Origin of the sequence: Pseudomonas batumici (assembly GCF_000820515.1) — a bacterium.
Classification (GTDB): Bacteria; Pseudomonadota; Gammaproteobacteria; order Pseudomonadales; family Pseudomonadaceae; genus Aquipseudomonas; species Aquipseudomonas batumici.
On sequence record NZ_JXDG01000008.1, the window covers coordinates 47,516 to 67,548 of the forward strand.

The 20,033-nt window shown below is 60.7% G+C and carries 17 protein-coding genes and 2 tRNA genes; 18 read left to right on the top strand and 1 reads right to left on the bottom strand.

The genetic code is table 11. The features are described 5' to 3' along the window. Window positions 1-55: 55 nt before the first annotated feature. The 3 genes from carB to UCMB321_RS04210 are packed head-to-tail and all read left to right on the top strand — an operon-like array spanning window position 56 to window position 4,189. Window positions 56-3,277, top strand: coding sequence for a carbamoyl-phosphate synthase large subunit (gene carB / locus UCMB321_RS04200; protein ID WP_040064110.1), 3,222 nt, complete (start codon window positions 56-58; stop codon window positions 3,275-3,277). Further along, a complete protein-coding gene (greA, locus tag UCMB321_RS04205) occupies window positions 3,274-3,756 on the top strand; it encodes a transcription elongation factor GreA (protein ID WP_040064113.1) in 483 nt (160 codons plus the stop codon). Before carB ends, greA begins: the two co-directional genes overlap by 4 nt. A gap of 28 nt (window positions 3,757-3,784) precedes the next feature. Further along, window positions 3,785-4,189 carry a hypothetical protein gene (locus UCMB321_RS04210; RefSeq protein WP_040064115.1) on the top strand — a complete coding sequence of 135 codons (405 nt, stop codon included), beginning with the start codon at window positions 3,785-3,787 and terminating at the stop codon, window positions 4,187-4,189. A 13-nt stretch (window positions 4,190-4,202) separates the two neighbouring features. Here the strand turns inward: UCMB321_RS04210 and UCMB321_RS04215 are convergent, their stop codons facing one another. After that, window positions 4,203-4,511, bottom strand: coding sequence for a YhbY family RNA-binding protein (locus UCMB321_RS04215; protein ID WP_040064117.1), 309 nt, complete (start codon window positions 4,509-4,511; stop codon window positions 4,203-4,205). A 107-nt stretch (window positions 4,512-4,618) separates the two neighbouring features. Here UCMB321_RS04215 and rlmE point away from each other — a divergent pair, with 107 nt between their 5' ends. The 15 genes from rlmE to pnp all read left to right on the top strand — a co-directional run bounded on the left by rlmE (window position 4,619) and on the right by pnp (window position 19,977). After that, window positions 4,619-5,248, top strand: a complete 630-nt coding sequence (gene rlmE, locus UCMB321_RS04220) for a 23S rRNA (uridine(2552)-2'-O)-methyltransferase RlmE (protein WP_040064118.1) — start codon at window positions 4,619-4,621, stop codon at window positions 5,246-5,248. A gap of 203 nt (window positions 5,249-5,451) precedes the next feature. Continuing rightward, window positions 5,452-7,362, top strand: coding sequence for an ATP-dependent zinc metalloprotease FtsH (ftsH, locus tag UCMB321_RS04225; protein ID WP_040064119.1), 1,911 nt, complete (start codon window positions 5,452-5,454; stop codon window positions 7,360-7,362). An 8-nt stretch (window positions 7,363-7,370) separates the two neighbouring features. Then, complete coding sequence (gene folP, locus UCMB321_RS04230) at window positions 7,371-8,222, top strand: dihydropteroate synthase (RefSeq protein WP_040064120.1); 852 nt, start codon at window positions 7,371-7,373, stop codon at window positions 8,220-8,222. Window positions 8,223-8,238: 16 nt separating this feature from the next. Further along, window positions 8,239-9,576, top strand: a complete 1,338-nt coding sequence (gene glmM / locus UCMB321_RS04235) for a phosphoglucosamine mutase (protein ID WP_040064121.1) — start codon at window positions 8,239-8,241, stop codon at window positions 9,574-9,576. Between the two features lie 66 nt (window positions 9,577-9,642). Beyond that, window positions 9,643-10,398: a triose-phosphate isomerase gene (gene tpiA, locus UCMB321_RS04240; protein ID WP_040064122.1), complete on the top strand. Its 756-nt coding sequence runs from the start codon at window positions 9,643-9,645 to the stop codon at window positions 10,396-10,398. Between the two features lie 3 nt (window positions 10,399-10,401). Continuing rightward, window positions 10,402-10,782 carry a preprotein translocase subunit SecG gene (gene secG / locus UCMB321_RS04245; RefSeq protein ID WP_040064123.1) on the top strand — a complete coding sequence of 127 codons (381 nt, stop codon included), beginning with the start codon at window positions 10,402-10,404 and terminating at the stop codon, window positions 10,780-10,782. A gap of 29 nt (window positions 10,783-10,811) precedes the next feature. Further along, window positions 10,812-10,897, top strand: a tRNA-Leu gene (locus UCMB321_RS04250). Between the two features lie 96 nt (window positions 10,898-10,993). Continuing rightward, window positions 10,994-11,070: transfer RNA gene (locus UCMB321_RS04255), tRNA-Met, on the top strand. A gap of 143 nt (window positions 11,071-11,213) precedes the next feature. After that, entirely contained in the window at window positions 11,214-11,672 is a 459-nt protein-coding gene (gene rimP, locus UCMB321_RS04260) for a ribosome maturation factor RimP (protein WP_040064193.1), read from the top strand. Between the two features lie 47 nt (window positions 11,673-11,719). After that, a complete protein-coding gene (nusA, locus tag UCMB321_RS04265) occupies window positions 11,720-13,201 on the top strand; it encodes a transcription termination factor NusA (RefSeq protein ID WP_040064124.1) in 1,482 nt (493 codons plus the stop codon). Window positions 13,202-13,227: 26 nt separating this feature from the next. Beyond that, entirely contained in the window at window positions 13,228-15,747 is a 2,520-nt protein-coding gene (gene infB / locus UCMB321_RS04270) for a translation initiation factor IF-2 (RefSeq protein ID WP_040064125.1), read from the top strand. A 159-nt stretch (window positions 15,748-15,906) separates the two neighbouring features. Beyond that, complete coding sequence (gene rbfA / locus UCMB321_RS04275) at window positions 15,907-16,323, top strand: 30S ribosome-binding factor RbfA (protein WP_040064126.1); 417 nt, start codon at window positions 15,907-15,909, stop codon at window positions 16,321-16,323. Window positions 16,324-16,326: 3 nt separating this feature from the next. Continuing rightward, a complete protein-coding gene (gene truB / locus UCMB321_RS04280) occupies window positions 16,327-17,244 on the top strand; it encodes a tRNA pseudouridine(55) synthase TruB (protein WP_040064127.1) in 918 nt (305 codons plus the stop codon). Window positions 17,245-17,386: 142 nt separating this feature from the next. Next, window positions 17,387-17,656, top strand: coding sequence for a 30S ribosomal protein S15 (rpsO, locus tag UCMB321_RS04285; RefSeq protein ID WP_002555121.1), 270 nt, complete (start codon window positions 17,387-17,389; stop codon window positions 17,654-17,656). A 215-nt stretch (window positions 17,657-17,871) separates the two neighbouring features. Beyond that, the gene (gene pnp / locus UCMB321_RS04290) at window positions 17,872-19,977 is read left to right on the top strand and encodes a polyribonucleotide nucleotidyltransferase (RefSeq protein ID WP_040064129.1); all 2,106 of its coding nucleotides are present in this window, start codon (window positions 17,872-17,874) and stop codon (window positions 19,975-19,977) included. The last annotated feature ends 56 nt before the right edge of the window (window positions 19,978-20,033 follow it).

A 20,033-nucleotide genomic window follows, 5' to 3' on the forward strand; every position in this document is an offset into this window, starting at 1 on the left:
CTCAAGGATTGTTCAACGGCTAGCCGACTGACCCGCGGATTTGAGTGACAAACCCATGCCAAAACGTACAGACATCAAAAGCATCCTGATTCTCGGTGCCGGCCCGATCGTGATCGGCCAGGCCTGTGAATTCGACTACTCCGGCGCCCAGGCCTGCAAGGCTCTGCGCGAAGAGGGTTACCGCGTCATCCTGGTGAACTCCAACCCTGCCACCATCATGACCGACCCGGCCATGGCCGACGCCACCTACATCGAACCGATCAAATGGCAGACCGTGGCCAAGATCATCGAGAAAGAGCGTCCGGACGCCCTGCTGCCGACCATGGGTGGCCAGACCGCCCTGAACTGCGCCCTGGACCTGGAGCGCGAAGGCGTCCTCGAGAAGTTCGGCGTGGAAATGATCGGCGCCAACGCCGACACCATCGACAAGGCCGAAGACCGTTCGCGTTTCGACCAGGCGATGAAGTCCATCGGCCTGGCCTGCCCGCGTTCCGGTATCGCCCACAGCATGGAAGAGGCCAATGCGGTCCTCGACAAGCTCGGCTTCCCGTGCATCATCCGTCCGTCCTTCACCATGGGCGGCACCGGTGGCGGTATCGCCTACAACCGTGAAGAGTTCGAAGAAATCTGCGCCCGTGGCCTGGACCTGTCTCCGACCAAGGAACTGCTGATCGACGAATCGCTGATCGGCTGGAAAGAGTACGAGATGGAGGTGGTCCGCGACAAAAAGGACAACTGCATCATCGTCTGCTCCATCGAGAACTTCGACCCGATGGGCGTGCACACCGGTGACTCGATCACCGTGGCGCCGGCCCAGACCCTGACCGACAAGGAATACCAGATCCTGCGTAACGCCTCCCTGGCGGTGCTGCGCGAGATCGGCGTGGAAACCGGCGGTTCCAACGTCCAGTTCGGTATCTGCCCGAACACCGGCCGCATGGTCGTGATCGAGATGAACCCGCGGGTATCGCGTTCCTCGGCCCTGGCTTCGAAAGCCACCGGCTTCCCGATCGCCAAGGTCGCCGCCAAGCTGGCCGTGGGCTACACCCTGGACGAGCTGTCCAACGACATCACCGGCGGCAAGACCCCGGCGTCCTTCGAACCGTCCATCGACTACGTCGTGACCAAGCTGCCGCGCTTCGCCTTCGAGAAGTTCGCCAACGCCGACGCCCGCCTGACCACCCAGATGAAGTCGGTGGGTGAAGTCATGGCCATCGGCCGGACCTTCCAGGAATCCCTGCAGAAAGCACTGCGCGGCCTCGAAGTGGGCGTCTGCGGCCTGGACGAGAAGCTCGACCTGCGCAACCCCGAGAGCATGAGCGTGCTCAAGCGCGAACTGACCGTGCCGGGTGCCGAGCGCATCTGGTATGTCGCGGACGCTTTCCGTGCCGGCATGAGCGTCGAAGACATCTTCGGCATGAACATGATCGATCCATGGTTCCTGGTGCAGATCGAGGACCTGGTCAAGGACGAAGAGAAGGTCAAGACCCTCGGTCTGTCGGCCATCGATCGCGACCTGATGTTCCGCCTCAAGCGCAAGGGCTTCTCCGACCAGCGTCTGGCCAAGTTGCTGGGCGTGACCGAGAAGACCCTGCGTACCCATCGCCACAAGCTGGAAGTGTTCCCGGTCTACAAGCGCGTCGACACCTGCGCGGCCGAGTTCGCCACCGACACCGCCTACCTGTACTCGACCTATGAGGAAGAGTGCGAGGCCAGCCCGTCGACCCGCGACAAGATCATGATCCTCGGCGGCGGTCCCAACCGTATCGGCCAGGGCATCGAGTTCGACTACTGCTGCGTGCACGCGGCCCTGGCGCTGCGCGATGACGGGTACGAGACCATCATGGTCAACTGCAACCCGGAAACCGTTTCCACCGACTACGACACCTCGGACCGCCTGTACTTCGAGCCGGTGACCCTGGAAGACGTGCTGGAAATCGTCCGCGTCGAGAAGCCGAAAGGCGTGATCGTCCAGTACGGCGGCCAGACCCCGCTGAAACTGGCCCGTGCCCTGGAAGCCGCCGGCGTGCCGATCATCGGTACCAGCCCTGACGCCATCGACCGTGCCGAAGACCGCGAGCGTTTCCAGCAGATGGTCGAGCGCCTGAACCTGCGTCAGCCGCCGAACGCCACCGTGCGCAGCGAAGACGAAGCCGTGCGGGCTGCCAGCAAGATCGGTTATCCGCTGGTGGTGCGTCCTTCCTATGTACTGGGCGGCCGGGCGATGGAAATCGTCTACAAAGAGGAAGAGCTCAAGCGCTACCTGCGTGACGCGGTGCAAGTGTCCAACGACAGCCCGGTGCTGCTGGACCACTTCCTCAACTGCGCCATCGAGATGGACGTGGATGCGGTCAGCGACGGCACCGACGTGGTGATCGGCGCGATCATGCAGCACATCGAGCAGGCGGGCGTGCACTCCGGTGACTCCGCGTGCTCGCTGCCACCGTACTCGCTGCCGGCGCACATCCAGGACGAGATGCGCGAGCAGGTCAAGAAAATGGCCCTGGAACTGGGCGTGATCGGCCTGATGAACGTGCAGCTGGCGTTGCAGGGCGAAGACATCTACGTCATCGAAGTCAACCCGCGCGCCTCGCGTACCGTGCCGTTCGTCTCCAAGTGCATCGGTGTGTCCCTGGCGATGATCGCGGCCCGCGTCATGGCCGGCAAGACCCTGAAGGAGCTGGGCTTCACCAAGGAAATCATCCCGAACTTCTACAGCGTGAAAGAGGCGGTGTTCCCGTTCGCCAAATTCCCTGGCGTGGACCCGATCCTGGGCCCGGAGATGAAGTCCACCGGTGAAGTGATGGGTGTCGGTGACACCTTCGGCGAAGCCTTCGCCAAGGCCCAGATGGGTGCCAGCGAAGTGCTGCCGACCGGCGGTACCGCCTTCATCAGCGTGCGCGACGATGACAAGCCACTGGTTGCGGGCGTGGCCCGTGATCTGATCAACTTGGGCTTCGAAGTGGTGGCAACCGCCGGCACGGCCAAGCTGATCGAAGCGGCCGGCCTGAAAGTGCGTCGGGTCAACAAAGTGACGGAAGGTCGTCCGCATGTCGTCGACATGATCAAGAATGACGAAGTTACCCTGATCATCAATACGACCGAGGGCCGCCAGTCGATCGCCGACTCGTACTCCATTCGTCGTAACGCGCTGCAGCACAAGATCTACTGCACGACTACCATTGCTGCTGGCGAAGCCATCTGCGAAGCGCTCAAGTTCGGTCCTGAGAAGACCGTGCGTCGCTTGCAGGATCTACACGCAGGATTGAAAGCATGAGTGTAAACAAGTACCCGATGACCGTTCAGGGCGCGCGCGCCCTGGAGGAAGAGCTGACCCATCTGACCAAGGTCGTGCGTCCCAAGCTGAGCCAGGATATCGGCACGGCGCGGGAGCTGGGCGACCTGAAGGAAAACGCGGAATACCATGCGGCCCGTGAGCAGCAGGGGATGGTCGAGGCGCGGATCCGTGATATCGAAGGCCGCATGCAGAATGCGGTGATCATCGATGTCACGACCATTGCGCACACCGGCAAGGTGATTTTCGGCACTACCGTCGAAATCGCCAACGTCGAGACCGATGAAAGCGTGACCTACCAGATCGTCGGCGAAGACGAGGCGGACATCAAGCAGGGCAAGATTTCGGTGGGTTCGCCCATCGCCCGCGCGCTGATCGCCAAGGAAGAAGGCGATGTGGTTGCCGTCAAAACGCCTAGCGGCGTTATCGAGTACGAGATTGTCGAAGTCCGTCATATCTGAACGCAGGCGCCCGCTACGTGCGGGTGCGATGCTCTGGCAACTGACCCAGATGCTCTGGGTCGGTGGCCTGTGGCTGCTGCACGTCGGATTGTTGCCGGTTTTGGCGAAAATAGGCCTGGCACCGCTGTTGATCGACGAGATCAATAGCCTGCTGGGCTCTTTATTGATAGGGTTTGCAGCGGTGTGTGTGATCGTGCAGACCCTGGTGTTGCTCCATGCCGAAGGCCGGGCAAGCCTGTGGCGCGATGTGCGCGGGCAACTGCTGCTGCTGGCGCTCTATGCGTGCGGGATGTATTTCGCGGTGCGAACCTGGATGCCGGGTGCGCCGCGCTGGCAGTTGTTCAGTTACCTGATATTGGCGCTTTGTGGCCTGGTGCTGGTGCTGCAGCCGGTGCCCGGCGAGAGTGGCAGGGTACGCACGGCGTACCCTTGACTCTGTCCCTACGTCACTTGAAGCGATGGACGTTGGACAATTGCTTGTTGACGCTGAAGTTCTTGCGATAGATCAGCGCCATCTTGCCGATGACTTGCACCAGGTCCGCCTTGCCGGCCTGGCACAGTTGCGCAATGGCCTCCAGGCGCGATTCGCGGTCGAGGATGTTGAGCTTGATCTTGATCAGCTCATGATCGGACAGCGCGCGTTCAAGCTCGGCCAACACACCTTCGGTCAAGCCGTTGTCAGCCACAATCAATACTGGTTTCAGATGGTGGCCAATGGATTTGTACTGTTTCTTCTGCTCTTGAGTGAGCGGCATAATCTGACCCCTGCGTCTGATCTTGTAAAAAAGCGGCGGCCAGTTTACCCGAGCGCGTCCGGGACCGCCCAGTTAATCGCGATTCGACTATTTTTTTGAGGTGGCCCGTGGCCCGTTCCAAGACTAGCCATAACTGGCTGAAAGAACATTTCAACGATCCGTTTGTCAAAATGGCGCAAAAAGACGGATACCGCTCCCGCGCCAGCTACAAATTGCTGGAGATTCAGGAGAAGGATCGGATCATTCGCCCGGGCATGACCGTGATCGACCTCGGCGCGGCGCCGGGTGGCTGGTCCCAGGTGACCAGTCGTCTGATTGGTGGGCAGGGGCGTCTGATCGCTTCCGACATCCTGGACATGGACAGCATCCCCGATGTGACCTTCATCAAGGGCGACTTTACCGAGGACGCCGTGCTGGCCCAGATCCTCGAAGCGGTGGGAAATTCCGAGGTGGACCTTGTGATTTCCGATATGGCCCCCAATATGAGTGGTACACCCGCGGTGGACATGCCGCGTTCGATGTTCCTTTGCGAGCTGGCACTCGATCTCGCAGGACGCGTCCTACGTCCGGGTGGTGATTTTTTGATCAAGATTTTCCAGGGTGAAGGCTTCGACGAGTACCACAAGAACTTCCGCAAGCAGTTCGACAAGGTGCAGACGCGCAAGCCGACGTCCTCCCGCGATCGGTCCCGCGAGCAGTATCTGCTGGGCCGTGGTTTTCGCGGACGGGGTGAGTAAATCGAGGTTTTTGGCCGGGGTGATAGGTTTTTCGTATTTCGCCCCGTGAGAATAAGCGCATATTGTGTAGTGATTGTTTCACAAAGGGTTACAGACGGCGCCTGCAGGATCTGTAGGTAATGTAGTAAGTTATGCCGGTGAATATCATGCGAAGCGCGCGCCAGTAGCGGATCCCGCTTCATGAGGGTAGTTAATTGAACGATATGGCAAAGAATCTGATCCTGTGGTTGATCATCGCGGCTGTCCTGGTGACGGTGATGAACAACTTCTCCAGCCCTAGCGAGCCGCAGACCCTCAACTATTCCGACTTCATCCAGCAGGTCAAGGATGGCAAGGTCGAGCGCGTGGCCGTGGACGGCTACATCATCACCGGCAAACGCAACGATGGCGACAGCTTCAAGACCATCCGCCCGGCGATCCAGGACAACGGCCTGATCGGCGACCTGGTGGACAATCACGTCGTGGTCGAAGGCAAGCAGCCTGAACAGCAGAGCATCTGGACCCAGTTGCTGGTTGCCAGCTTCCCGATCCTGGTGATCATCGCGGTGTTCATGTTCTTCATGCGCCAGATGCAGGGCGGCGCGGGCGGCAAGGGCGGGCCGATGAGCTTTGGCAAGAGCAAGGCGCGCCTGCTTTCGGAAGACCAGGTGAAAACCACCCTGGCTGACGTGGCCGGTTGCGACGAAGCCAAGGAAGAAGTCGGCGAGCTGGTGGAGTTCCTCCGCGATCCGGGCAAGTTCCAGCGCCTGGGTGGCCGTATTCCCCGCGGCGTGCTGATGGTCGGTCCTCCGGGTACCGGTAAGACCTTGCTGGCCAAGGCCATTGCCGGCGAAGCCAAGGTGCCTTTCTTCACCATTTCCGGTTCCGATTTCGTCGAAATGTTCGTCGGTGTCGGTGCCAGTCGTGTTCGTGACATGTTCGAGCAGGCGAAAAAACACGCACCGTGCATCATCTTCATCGACGAGATCGATGCGGTCGGTCGTCACCGTGGCGCCGGCATGGGCGGCGGTCACGACGAGCGCGAACAGACCCTCAACCAGTTGCTGGTGGAGATGGACGGTTTCGAGATGAACGACGGCATCATCGTGATTGCCGCCACCAACCGTCCTGACGTACTCGACCCGGCGCTGCTGCGTCCAGGTCGCTTCGACCGCCAGGTGGTGGTCGGCCTGCCGGACATCCGCGGGCGCGAGCAGATCCTCAAGGTCCATATGCGTAAAGTGCCGATGGGCGAGGATGTCGCACCGGCGGTGATCGCACGGGGTACGCCGGGCTTCTCCGGTGCCGACCTGGCCAACCTGGTGAACGAGGCTTCGTTGTTCGCCGCACGCGCCGGCAAGCGCCTCGTCGAGATGAAGGAGTTCGAGCTGGCCAAGGACAAGATCATGATGGGCGCCGAGCGCAAATCCATGGTCATGTCCGAGAAGGAAAAACAGAACACCGCGTATCACGAGGCCGGTCACGCGATTGTCGGTCGTGTGGTGCCCGAGCACGATCCGGTCTACAAGGTGTCGATCATCCCGCGCGGTCGCGCGCTGGGCGTGACCATGTTCCTGCCGGAAGAAGATCGCTACAGTCTGTCCAAGCGTGCGCTGATCAGCCAGATCTGCTCGCTGTACGGCGGCCGTATCGCCGAAGAGATGACCCTGGGCTTCGATGGTGTCACCACCGGTGCCTCCAACGACATCATGCGGGCCAGCCAGATTGCCCGGAACATGGTCACCAAGTGGGGCCTGTCCGAGAAGTTGGGTCCGCTGATGTATGCCGAGGAAGAGCAGGAAGTGTTCCTGGGTCGTGGCGGCGGCGGTCAGGGCGGTAGCTTCTCCGGCGAAACGGCCAAGCTGATCGACTCGGAAGTGCGCAGCATCATCGACCAGTGCTACGGCACGGCCAAGCAGATCCTGACCGAACACCGCGACAAACTCGACGCCATGGCGGACGCGCTGATGAAGTACGAAACCATCGATGCCGAGCAGATCGACGACATCATGGCTGGTCGTCCGCCGCGCGAGCCGCGTGACTGGGAGGGCGGTTCGGGTACTTCGGGCACCCCGCCGGTCATCCAGAACGAACGACCTGAAACGCCGATCGGCGGCCCTGCGGCTGATCATTAAGGTTTGAAATGACTTCTGTTCAGTCCTCGACCCGGTTGCCTTGCGGCAACCGGGTTCTTGATTTGGCCCAGACCCATGTCATGGGCATTCTCAACGTCACCCCCGACTCCTTTTCCGACGGTGGTCGCTTCAATCACCTGGATGCCGCCCTGCGTCATGCGCAGGCCATGGTCGAGGCCGGCGCGACCCTGATCGATATCGGCGGCGAGTCGACACGTCCCGGTGCCCGCGCGGTCTCTCCCGGCGAGGAACTGGAGCGTGTCGCGCCGGTGGTCGAGCGTATTCACCGGGAACTGGGTGTGATCATCTCGGTCGATACGTCGACGCCGGAGGTCATGCGCGAGAGCGCGCGGCTGGGGGCGGGCCTGATCAATGACGTACGCTCGCTGCAGCGCGACGGTGCCCTGGAGGCCGCCGCGGCGACGGGGCTGCCGGTGTGCCTGATGCACATGCTCGGCGAGCCGGGCAACATGCAGGACGACCCGCACTACGAGGATGTGACACGCGAGGTGGTGGATTTCCTCGCCGAGCGCATGGCCCGGTGCGCGGCGGCAGGTATCGCGGCCGAGCGGATCGTGCTCGATCCGGGGTTCGGCTTTGCGAAAAACCTGGCGCACAACCTGAGTCTGTTCAAACACATGGAGGCGCTGCACACCCTGGGCCGGCCCTTGTTGGTCGGTGTCTCGCGAAAGAGCATGATAGGGCAGGCCCTGGGTCGCCCGGTCGGTGAGCGCCTTTACGGCGGCCTGGCCCTGGCTGCATTGGCGATGAGCAAGGGGGCGCGGATCCTTCGTGTGCACGATGTCGCCGAAACGGTTGACGTGGTGCGCATGATCGCCGCCGTTGACGCTGCGCAATAGGAATGATGGAGCACTGATGAAGAAAAAATATTTCGGCACCGACGGTATCCGTGGGCGCGTAGGGCAATACCCGATCACTCCGGACTTCATGCTCAAGCTCGGCTGGGCCGCCGGCATGGCGTTCCGCAAGCTGGGTGCGTGCCGGGTGTTGGTGGGCAAGGACACGCGGATCTCCGGCTACATGTTCGAATCGGCCCTGGAGGCCGGTCTTTCCGCTGCCGGTGCCGATGTGATGCTGCTAGGGCCGATGCCGACACCCGCCATCGCCTACCTGACCCGGACCTTCCATGCCGAGGCCGGGATCGTGATCAGCGCTTCGCACAATCCCCATGACGACAACGGCATCAAGTTCTTCTCCGGTGCGGGCACCAAGCTGCCGGACGAGGTCGAGCTGATGATCGAGGAATTGCTCGATGCGCCGATGACCGTGGTCGAGTCGGAAAAGCTCGGCAAGGTCTCGCGGATCAACGACGCGGCCGGTCGCTACATCGAATTCTGCAAGAGCAGCGTGCCGACCGGGACCAATCTCGCGGGCCTGAAGATTGTCATCGACTGCGCCCACGGTGCCACCTACAAGGTCGCGCCTAGCGTGTTCCGCGAATTGGGCGCGCAAGTGACGGCCCTGTCGGCGGCGCCCAACGGCCTGAACATCAACGACAACTGCGGCTCGACGCACATGAAGCCGATCCAGGCGGCCGTGCTGGCCGAGCAGGCGGACCTGGGGATCGCGTTCGACGGCGACGGCGACCGGGTGCAGATGGTCGATCACACCGGTGCGGTGGTCGACGGTGACGAGCTGGTGTTCATCATTGCCCGGGATATGGCTGAGCGCGGCAAGCTGAACGGCGGCGTGGTCGGCACCTTGATGAGCAACCTGGGCCTTGAGCTGGCGTTCAAGGAGCTGAACATTCCTTTTGTGCGCGCCAATGTCGGCGACCGTTATGTCATTGCCGAACTGCTGGAGCGCGAATGGCTGGTGGGCGGCGAAAACTCCGGACACATTCTTTGCCTGAATCACACCACCACGGGGGATGCGATCATCGCGGCCCTGCAAACCTTGATGGCGCTGCAACGCCGCGGTGAAAGCCTGGCGCAGGCGCGCCAGGCGATACGCAAGTGCCCGCAGGTGCTGGTCAATGTGCGTTTCGCCGGCGGCGTCGATCCGGTCAAGCACCCGAAGGTGGTCGAGGCCTGCGAGCAGGTCACCCAGGCCATGAACGGTCGCGGCCGCGTGCTGTTGCGCAAGTCCGGCACCGAGCCGCTGGTGCGTGTGATGGTCGAAGGCGAGGACGAGGCAACGGTTCGTGGCCACGCCGATGCGCTGGCAAAACTGGTGACTGAAGTTTGCGCCTGATTTCGGCTTGCCAGTAAGGATGCGGTTGGGTAACATCTGCGCCCACTTTGACCTGCGAGGTACAGCATGCGTCGCCCAATGGTAGCTGGTAACTGGAAAATGCACGGTACCCGCGCCAGTGTCGTCGAGCTGATCAAAGGCCTGCGAGACCTGGCCTTGCCGAGCGGTGTTGACGTGGCGGTGTTCCCGCCTTGTCTGCATATCAGCCAAGTGGTTGAAGGTTTGGAAGGCCAGTCGATTTCGGTCGGCGCGCAGAACTCGGCAGTGGAATCCATGCAGGGTGCGCTGACCGGTGAAATTGCGCCGAGTCAGTTGGTCGATGCAGGGTGTTCCCTGGTGCTGGTAGGGCATTCCGAGCGTCGCCTGATTCTGGGCGAGTCGGATCAGACCCTTAATCGCAAGTTTGCGGCAGCGCAGGCTTGTGGCTTGATCCCGGTGCTCTGTGTAGGGGAAACCCTGGAGCAGCGTGAAGCCGGCAAGACGCTGGAAGTGGTTTCGCGTCAGCTGGGCAGCATTATCGAGGAGCTGGGTGTCGGCGCTTTTGCCAAGGCTGTCATCGCTTACGAACCGGTCTGGGCCATTGGCACCGGGCTGACAGCTTCGCCGCAGCAGGCGCAGGATGTGCACGCAGCCATTCGCGCGCAGTTGGCGGCAGAGAATTCTGAGGTCGCGCAAGGTGTGCGGCTTCTATACGGCGGCAGCGTGAAGGCGGCCAATGCGGTCGAACTGTTCGGCATGCCGGATATCGATGGGGGGCTCATTGGTGGAGCGTCCCTGAATGCAGATGAGTTCGGTGCGATCTGTCGCGCCGCGGGAAACTGAAAAATGCTGGAAACAGTCGTAGTCGTTCTTCATCTGTTGGGTGCGCTGGGCGTTGTTGGTCTGGTATTGCTGCAACAGGGTAAAGGTGCGGACGCTGGCGCGTCTTTCGGAGCAGGTGCATCAAATACTGTGTTCGGAAGCCAAGGTTCCTCTACCTTTCTTAGTAAGTTTACTGCTATACTTGCCGCAGGTTTCTTCATAACCAGCTTGGGGTTAGGTTACTTTGCTAAAGAGAAGGCTCATGAGCTGACTCAAGTAGGTTTGCCAAACCCAGCGGTGTTGGAAGTACCAAAGCAAAAACCGGCATCTGATGATGTACCGGTGCTCCAGGAGCAGAAGTCGGCCTCACCGACTGATGTACCCAAGGCTCCAGAGCAGAAGTAAAATGGGTTTCATGTTGTAAACGTTGTATTGCCGAGGTGGTGGAATTGGTAGACACGCAACCTTGAGGTGGTTGTGCCCATAGGGTGTAGGGGTTCGAGTCCCCTTCTCGGTACCAATTATCAGGAGAGCCCGCTGTTGCGGGCTTTCTTGTAGGTGGAAGGTTACATTGACCCTGCAAGGGATCGGTCGTATACTTTCGCCCCAGCTTTGTCGCGGGGTGGAGCAGTCTGGTAGCTCGTCGGGCTCATAACCCGAAGGTCGTCGGTTCAAATCCGGCCCCCGCAACCAGTTTTCGCGGAGCCCCTTTTCAGGGGCTTTTTGTTGGCTGGGCACTTCATGACGCCGCTGTTCGACGGCGTTTCAGGGATGGGCGATTCGCCCATTTTTTGTTTATTTCAATAGCATGCACAGAGATGCACGAGGGGGTTCAGGTGTCGAGCAAGCTAGAACAGTTGCAGGCCTTGTTGGCCCCGGTGGTCGTGGCCCTTGGCTATGAATGCTGGGGTATTGAGTATTCGGCTCAAGGTCGCCATTCCGTGTTGCGCGTTTATATCGATAAAGAAGGCGGCGTGCTGGTGGACGATTGTGCCATCGTCAGCCGCCAGATCAGTGGTGTGCTGGATGTCGAAGATCCGATCTCCACTGAGTACACCCTTGAGGTTTCCTCTCCTGGCATGGAACGCCCGCTGTTCACCCTTGAACAGTTTGCCTCGCATGCCGGCGAACAAGTGAAGATCAAGTTGCGCTCGCCTTTCGAAGGTCGACGTAATTTTCAGGGCCTTCTGCGCGGAGTGGAAGAGCAGGACGTCGTGGTGCAGGTGGAAGACCACGAGTTTCTGTTGCCGATCGATTTGATCGACAAGGCCAACATTATTCCCAGTTTTGACTGAGACGCGGATCCCGCGGATCCAATGGCTTGCGAAAGGCGAGGCGTACGATGAGCAAAGAAGTATTGCTGGTTGTTGAGTCGGTATCCAACGAAAAGGGTGTACCGGCAAGCGTGATTTTTGAGGCGCTGGAGATTGCTCTGGCGACCGCAACCAAGAAGCGCTTTGAAGATGAAGTTGACCTGCGTGTGGAAATCAACCGCCACACCGGTGCCTATGAGACTTTCCGTCGCTGGACAGTCGTCGAGGAAGCCGATCTTGACGATCCGGCGATCGAGACCTGGCCGAGCAAAGTGGCGCAAACCCATCCGGGCGCCAAGGTGGGCGACGTCGTCGAAGAGAAGATCGAGTCCATCGAATTCGGTCGCATCGCCGCTCAGACCGCCAAGCAAGTCATTGTGCAGAAGGTTCGCGAAGCCGAGCGTGCGCAGGTGGTCGACGCCTATCGCGAGCGCCTGGGGGAAATCATCTCCGGCACCGTGAAGAAAGTCACCCGTGACAACGTCATCGTTGACCTGGGCAACAACGCCGAAGCGCTGCTGGCCCGCGAAGACATCATTTCCCGCGAGACTTTCCGCGTGGGTGTCCGGGTTCGCGCCCTGCTCAAGGAGATCCGCACCGAGAACCGCGGCCCTCAGTTGATCCTGTCGCGTACCGCGCCGGAAATGCTGATCGAGCTGTTCCGTATCGAAGTGCCGGAAATCGCCGAAGGCCTGATCGAAGTGATGGCAGCGTCCCGTGACCCGGGTTCGCAGGCCAAGATCGCGGTCCGTTCCAAGGACAAACGCATCGACCCGCAAGGTGCCTGCATCGGCATGCGCGGTTCGCGCGTCCAGGCCGTCTCCGGCGAGCTGGGCGGCGAGCGCGTGGACATCGTCCTGTGGGACGACAACCCGGCGCAGTTCGTGATCAACGCCATGTCGCCGGCGGAAGTCGCGGCAATTATCGTTGACGAGGATGCCCATGCCATGGACATCGCCGTCGGCGCAGACAATCTGGCTCAGGCCATCGGTCGCGGTGGTCAGAACGTGCGTCTGGCCAGCCAGTTGACCGGCTGGACCCTGAACGTGATGACCGAATCGGACATCCAGGCTAAGCAACAGGCAGAAACCGGTGACATCCTGCGCAACTTCATCGACGAGCTGGAAGTCGACGAAGAGCTGGCACAGGTGCTGGTCGATGAAGGTTTCACCAGCCTGGAAGAGATTGCCTACGTACCGTTGGAGGAAATGCTCAACATCGACGGCTTTGACGAAGACATCGTCAACGAGCTTCGCGCTCGGGCCAAGGATCGCTTGTTGACCAAAGCCATCGCTACTGAGGAAAAGCTGGCAGACGCCCATCCGGCCGAAGACCTGCTCTCGCTTGAGGGTATGGACAAGGATTTGGCGATGGAACTGGCGGTGCGCGGCGTAATTACCCGCGAAGACCTGGCCGAGCAGTCTATTGACGACCTGCTCGACATCGACGGCATCGACGACGATCGTGCCGGCAAGTTGATCATGGCCGCCCGAGCCCATTGGTTCGAGTAATAGGCGCGGCCTGAGGAGAGAAGTGCATGACGCAAGTCACGGTGAAACAACTGGCCGATGAGGTCAAAACACCGGTAGAGCGCCTGTTGCAGCAGATGCGTGAGGCAGGTCTGCCGCACACCGCCGCCGATGAAGGTGTGAGCGACAGTGAGAAGCAGTCTTTGCTGACTCACCTGAAGAGCAGCCACAAGGCGAAAGTGGAAGAACCGCGCAAGATTACCTTGCAGCGCAAGACCACCAGCACCCTGCGTGTTGCCGGTAGCAAGAGCATCAGCGTTGAAGTACGCAAGAAGAAAGTCTTCGTACAACGCAGCCCGGAAGAAATCGAAGCCGAGCGCAAGCGCGAGCTGGAAGAACGTCGTGCCGTAGAGAATGCGGCCCGTCAAAAGGCTGAAGAAGAAGCCAAGCGTCGCGCCGAAGAAGAAGCGCGCCGCCAGCCCGCTCCTGCTCCGGTGGTCGCTCCAGTGGTTGAAGCGGTTGCCCAGGCGCCTGTCGCCGAGCCTGTACGTGAAGCCGTAATGGCCGCTCCCGCACCGGCCGTCGAGCGCAAGCGCGAAGAGCCGCGTCGTCCGGACAAACCCCGTGCCGACGATAGCAATCGTCGTAGCGGCGGTGGCGACGGCGAGCGCAAGAACGCTCCGCATCGTGCTTCGGTCAAGGAAAAGGCTCCGGCGCCACGTGTGGCACCGCGCACTACCGACGAAGAAAGCGATGGTTTCCGTCGTGGCGGTCGCGGCAAGGCCAAGCTGAAGAAACGCAACGCCCACGGTTTCCAGAGCCCTACCGGGCCAGTGGTGCGCGACGTGAAGATCGGCGAGACCATCACCGTCGGCGACCTGGCACAGCAGATGTCGGTCAAGGCGGCCGAGATCATCAAGTTCATGTTCAAGCTGGGCACCCCAGCCACTATCAACCAGGTGCTGGATCAGGAAACTGCCCAGCTGGTTGCCGAGGAACTGGGCCACAAGGTGACCCTGGTCAGCGACACCGCCCTGGAAGATTCCCTGGCCGAGTCCCTGAAGTTCGAAGGTGAAGCGTTCTCCCGTGCACCGGTCGTGACCGTCATGGGCCACGTTGACCACGGTAAGACCTCGCTGCTCGACTACATCCGTCGTGCCAAGGTTGCCGCCGGCGAAGCCGGTGGTATCACCCAGCACATCGGTGCGTACCACGTGGAAACCGATCGCGGCATGGTCACCTTCCTCGACACCCCGGGTCACGCCGCGTTTACCGCGATGCGTGCCCGTGGTGCCAAGGCGACCGACATCGTGATCCTGGTGGTCGCCGCCGACGACGGCGTGATGCCGCAGACCATCGAAGCCGTTCAGCATGCCCAGGCAGCTGGCGTGCCGCTGGTGGTGGCGGTGAACAAGATCGACAAGCCGGGCGCCGATCTCGATCGCATCCGCAGCGAACTGTCGGTTCACGGCGTGACTTCGGAAGAGTGGGGTGGCGATACGCCGTTCGTTCCGGTTTCGGCGAAAGTCGGTACGGGCGTTGACGAGCTGCTCGAGGCCGTTCTGCTGCAAGCCGAGGTTCTGGAGCTCATGGCAACGCCATCGGCACCTGGACGTGGCGTGGTGGTCGAATCGCGTCTCGACAAGGGCCGTGGTCCGGTGGCAACCGTGCTGGTACAGGACGGTACGCTGCGTCAGGGCGACATGGTGCTGGTCGGTTCGAACTATGGCCGCGTGCGCGCCATGCTCGACGAGAACGGCAAGCCGATCAAGGAAGCCGGTCCTGCCATTCCGGTCGAGATCCTCGGCCTGGACGGTACGCCGGACGCTGGCGACGAGATGAGTGTTGTTGCCGACGAGAAGAAAGCCCGCGAAGTGGCGCTGTTCCGTCAAGGCAAGTTCCGCGAAGTCAAACTGGCTCGCGCGCATGCCGGCAAGCTGGAAAACATCTTCGAGAGCATGGGCCAGGAAGAGAAGAAGACGCTCAACATCGTCCTCAAATCCGACGTCCGTGGTTCGTTGGAAGCACTGCAAGGTGCGCTCAACGGCTTGGGTAACGATGAAGTGCAAGTGCGCGTCGTCGGTGGCGGTGTCGGTGGTATCACCGAGTCCGACGCCAACCTGGCACTGGCCTCCAACGCTGTACTGTTCGGCTTCAACGTGCGTGCCGATGCTGGCGCACGCAAGATCGTCGAGCAGGAAGGCCTGGATATGCGTTACTACAACGTGATCTACGACATCATCGAAGACGTCAAGAAAGCCTTGACCGGTATGCTGGGCAGCGACGTCCGGGAGAACATCCTGGGTATCGCCGAAGTCCGCGACGTGTTCCGTTCGCCGAAGTTCGGCGCGATCGCCGGTTGCATGGTGATCGAGGGTACTGTCCACCGTAACCGTCCGATCCGTGTACTGCGTGAAGACATCGTGATCTTCGAAGGCGAGCTGGAATCCCTGCGCCGCTTCAAGGATGACGCTTCCGAAGTCCGTGCCGGCATGGAATGCGGTATCGGCGTGAAGAGCTACAACGACGTCAAGGTCGGTGACAAGATCGAAGTCTTCGAGAAGGTCCAGGTTGCTCGCAGCCTCTGACTCGTACACTTCAGGAGCCGTGATGGCCGGTCGCATGCAAATGCCCGGCACCTCGTCCGGACTCTAAACGCAACGCCCGGTCCGGCTTCTGCCAGGCCGGGCGTTTGCCGCTTTCAGACCTTGCGGGTTTCACCGCAGGGCAGCTACAGGTAACAAGACATGGCAAAAGAATACAGCCGTACCCAACGCATCGGCGACCAGATGCAGCGCGAGCTCGCGCAGCTGATCCGTCGTGAAGTCAAGGACCCGCGCGTCGGCCTGGTCACCATTACCGCCGTCGATGTCAGCCGTGACGTCGGTCACGCGAAGATCTTCATCACCGTGATGGGCCAGGACAATCCGGACGACATCGCCCAGAGCATCAAGGTGCTCAACGCGGCGGCGGGCTTCCTGCGCATGCAACTGGCCCGCGAGATGAAGCTGCGCAGCGTGCCGCAGTTGCACTTCCACTATGACGAAAGCGTCGTGCGTGGCGCGCACCTGTCGGCGTTGATCGAGCGTGCCGTGGCCGAAGACAGCCAGCACGTCGACGGCGCGGCGGCACAAGACAATCTTCCAGAAGACGCCCGGGAGTAATCGGTGGCTCAGGTCAAGCGTATCCGTCGTAATGTCAGCGGCATCATTCTGCTGGACAAGCCGTTGGGGTTCACCTCCAACGCCGCCTTGCAGAAAGTCCGCTGGTTGCTCAACGCCGAGAAGGCCGGCCACACCGGCAGCCTCGATCCGTTGGCCACCGGCGTGCTGCCGCTGTGCTTCGGCGAGGCCACCAAGTTCTCGCAATACCTGCTCGATTCCGACAAGGGTTACGAAACCCTGATGCAATTGGGCAAGACCACCACCACCGGGGATGCCGAAGGCGAAGTTTTGCAGACGCGTGCGGTAACCGTTGGTCGCGCCGATATCGACGCGGTGTTGCCGGAATTTCGCGGTGAAATCAGTCAGATACCGCCCATGTACTCGGCACTCAAGCGTGACGGACAGCCGCTTTACAAGCTGGCGCGTGCCGGTGAGGTAGTGGAGCGCGAACCGCGTTCTGTTACTATTGCGCGCTTGGAATTGCTCGCCTGCGAAGGCGATACTGCTCGACTGGCGGTGGACTGCAGCAAGGGCACCTATATTCGTACCCTGGTGGAGGATATCGGTGAGAAGCTCGGTTGTGGCGCGTACGTTGCCGAACTGCGACGGACCCAGGCCGGACCCTTCACCCTGGCCCAGACGGTCACGCTCGAAGAGCTGGAAGCGGTACATGCCGAAGGCGGCAACGAGGCGGTCGATCGCTTCCTCATGCCTTCGGACAGCGGTCTGCTAGACTGGCCGCTGCTGCAATTCTCGGAGCACAGTGCGTTCTATTGGCTCAACGGCCAACCGGTACGTGCCCCGGACGCGCCGAAGTTCGGCATGGTGCGGGTACAGGATCATAACGGTCGCTTCATCGGTATCGGTGAAGTGAGCGAAGACGGGCGCATCGCGCCGCGTCGACTGATTCGGTCAGAATGACCGGAACCAGCCTGTGTAACAGCAGGCTGGCGAGGGTGGCTGTCAACAGGCACGGTCACTGCTCATTTATAGATACAGGGATTTGTCCCTGGCCTGTTGAAACCGTTTCTTTGAAACAGTTTCCTGATAAAAGGATTGCCTCATGGCTCTCAGCGTTGAAGAAAAAGCTCAAATCGTTACCGACTACCAGCAAGCCGTTGGTGATACTGGTTCGCCAGAAGTGCAAGTTGCACTGCTGACCGCCAACATCAACAAACTGCAAGGTCACTTCAAGGCCAACGGTAAAGATCACCACTCCCGTCGTGGTCTGATCCGCATGGTTAACCAGCGTCGCAAGCTGCTGGACTACCTGAAAGGCAAGGACGTGAGCCGTTACAGCGCTCTGATCGGTCGCCTGGGTCTGCGTCGCTAATCAGCGATTGCGCTATGAGGTTGGTTGTTTGTCATGCGTCAGCGGGTTTCCCGCAGGCGCCTGGCAAGCTCCCAGCCTCTAGTTTTATCTGGACACCTGTTTTGCCTGAGTGACAGCAGCACCTGGACAATTACAGTCGGGCCGATTCCCGGCGTTGCCCAAGAATTTCGCAAGAAGACAAGTTCCCCAAGAGCCACAAAAGAAGGTAGGACACCGTGAACCCGGTTATCAAAAAATTCCAGTTCGGTCAGTCGACCGTTACCCTCGAGACGGGCCGTATCGCCCGCCAGGCCTCCGGCGCCGTATTGGTCACCGTTGACGACGACGTCAGCGTATTGGTGACCGTGGTGGGTGCCAAGCAAGCCGATCCAGGCAAGGGCTTCTTCCCTCTGTCGGTTCACTACCAGGAAAAGACTTACGCTGCCGGTAAGATCCCTGGCGGTTTCTTCAAGCGCGAAGGCCGTCCTTCCGAGAAAGAAACCCTGACTTCCCGACTGATCGACCGTCCGATCCGTCCGCTGTTCCCGGAAGGCTTCATGAACGAAGTGCAGGTTGTCTGCACCGTCGTCTCCACCAGCAAGAAAACCGATCCGGACATCGCTGCGATGATCGGTACCTCGGCGGCCCTGGCCATCTCCGGTATTCCTTTCGACGGCCCGATCGGCGCTGCTCGCGTAGCCTTCCACGAAAGCACCGGCTACCTGCTGAACCCGACTTACGAGCAACTGAAAGCCTCGAGCCTGGACATGGTCGTTGCCGGTACCTCGGAAGCGGTACTGATGGTTGAATCGGAAGCCAAGGAGCTGACCGAAGACCAGATGCTGGGTGCCGTACTGTTCGCCCACGACGAATTCCAGGCCGTGATCCAGGCCGTCAAGGAACTGGCTGCCGAAGCCGCCAAGCCAACCTGGACCTGGGCTCCACAAGCCGAAGCCACCGAACTGCTGGGCGCTATCCGTGCCGAGTTCGGCGAGGCGATCTCCCAGGCCTACACCATCACCGTCAAGGCCGACCGTTACGCTCGCCTGGGCGAGCTGAAAGACCAGGTGGTCGCCAAGCTGTCGGGTGAAGAAGGCCAGCCTTCCGCCGCTGACGTGAAAGCCGCATTCGGCGAAATCGAATACCGCACCGTTCGCGAAAACATCGTCAACGGCAAGCCGCGTATCGATGGTCGTGACACCCGCACCGTACGTCCTTTGAACATCGAAGTCGGTGTTCTGCCCAAGACCCACGGTTCGGCCCTGTTCACCCGTGGCGAAACCCAGGCCCTGGTCGTCGCCACGCTGGGTACTGCCCGTGACGCACAGCTGCTGGACACCCTGGAAGGCGAGAAAAAAGACCCCTTCATGCTGCACTACAACTTCCCTCCGTTCTCGGTGGGCGAGTGTGGTCGCATGGGCGGTGCGGGTCGTCGTGAAATCGGTCACGGTCGTCTGGCCCGTCGTTCGGTCCAGGCCATGCTGCCAAGCGACAGCGATTTCCCGTACACCATCCGTGTGGTCTCGGAAATCACCGAATCCAACGGTTCCAGCTCCATGGCTTCGGTCTGCGGTGCTTCCCTGGCCCTGATGGACGCCGGTGTGCCGATGAAGGCGCCGGTGGCCGGTATCGCCATGGGTCTGGTGAAAGAGGGCGAGAAGTTCGCCGTCCTGACCGACATCCTGGGTGACGAAGACCACCTCGGCGACATGGACTTCAAGGTAGCCGGTACCGCCAAGGGCGTCACCGCGCTGCAGATGGACATCAAGATCAAGGGCATCACCGAAGAGATCATGGAAATCGCCCTGGGCCAGGCCCTGGAAGCGCGCCTGAACATCCTCGGTCAGATGAACCAGATCATCGGTCAGTCCCGCAGCGAGCTGTCCGCCAACGCTCCGACCATGATCTCGATGAAGATCGACACCGACAAGATCCGTGACGTCATCGGTAAAGGCGGCGCGACCATCCGTGCGATCTGCGAGGAAACCAAGGCTTCGATCGATATCGAAGACGACGGTTCGATCAAGATCTTCGGCGAAACCAAGGAAGCAGCTGAGGCGGCTCGCCAGCGCGTCCTGAGCATCACCGCGGAAGCCGAGATCGGCAAGATCTACGTCGGCAAGGTCGAGCGTATCGTCGACTTCGGTGCGTTCGTCAACATCCTGCCGGGCAAGGACGGTTTGGTGCACATCTCCATGCTGAGCGACGCTCGCGTTGAGAAAGTGACCGACATCCTGAAAGAAGGCCAGGAAGTGGAAGTGCTGGTACTGGACGTGGACAACCGCGGCCGTATCAAGCTGTCCATCAAGGACGTTGCAGCAGCCAAGGCGTCGGGCGTTTAATCGCGCTTCGACTTCAAGCTGAAAAAAAGCACCCTCCGGGGTGCTTTTTTTATGGG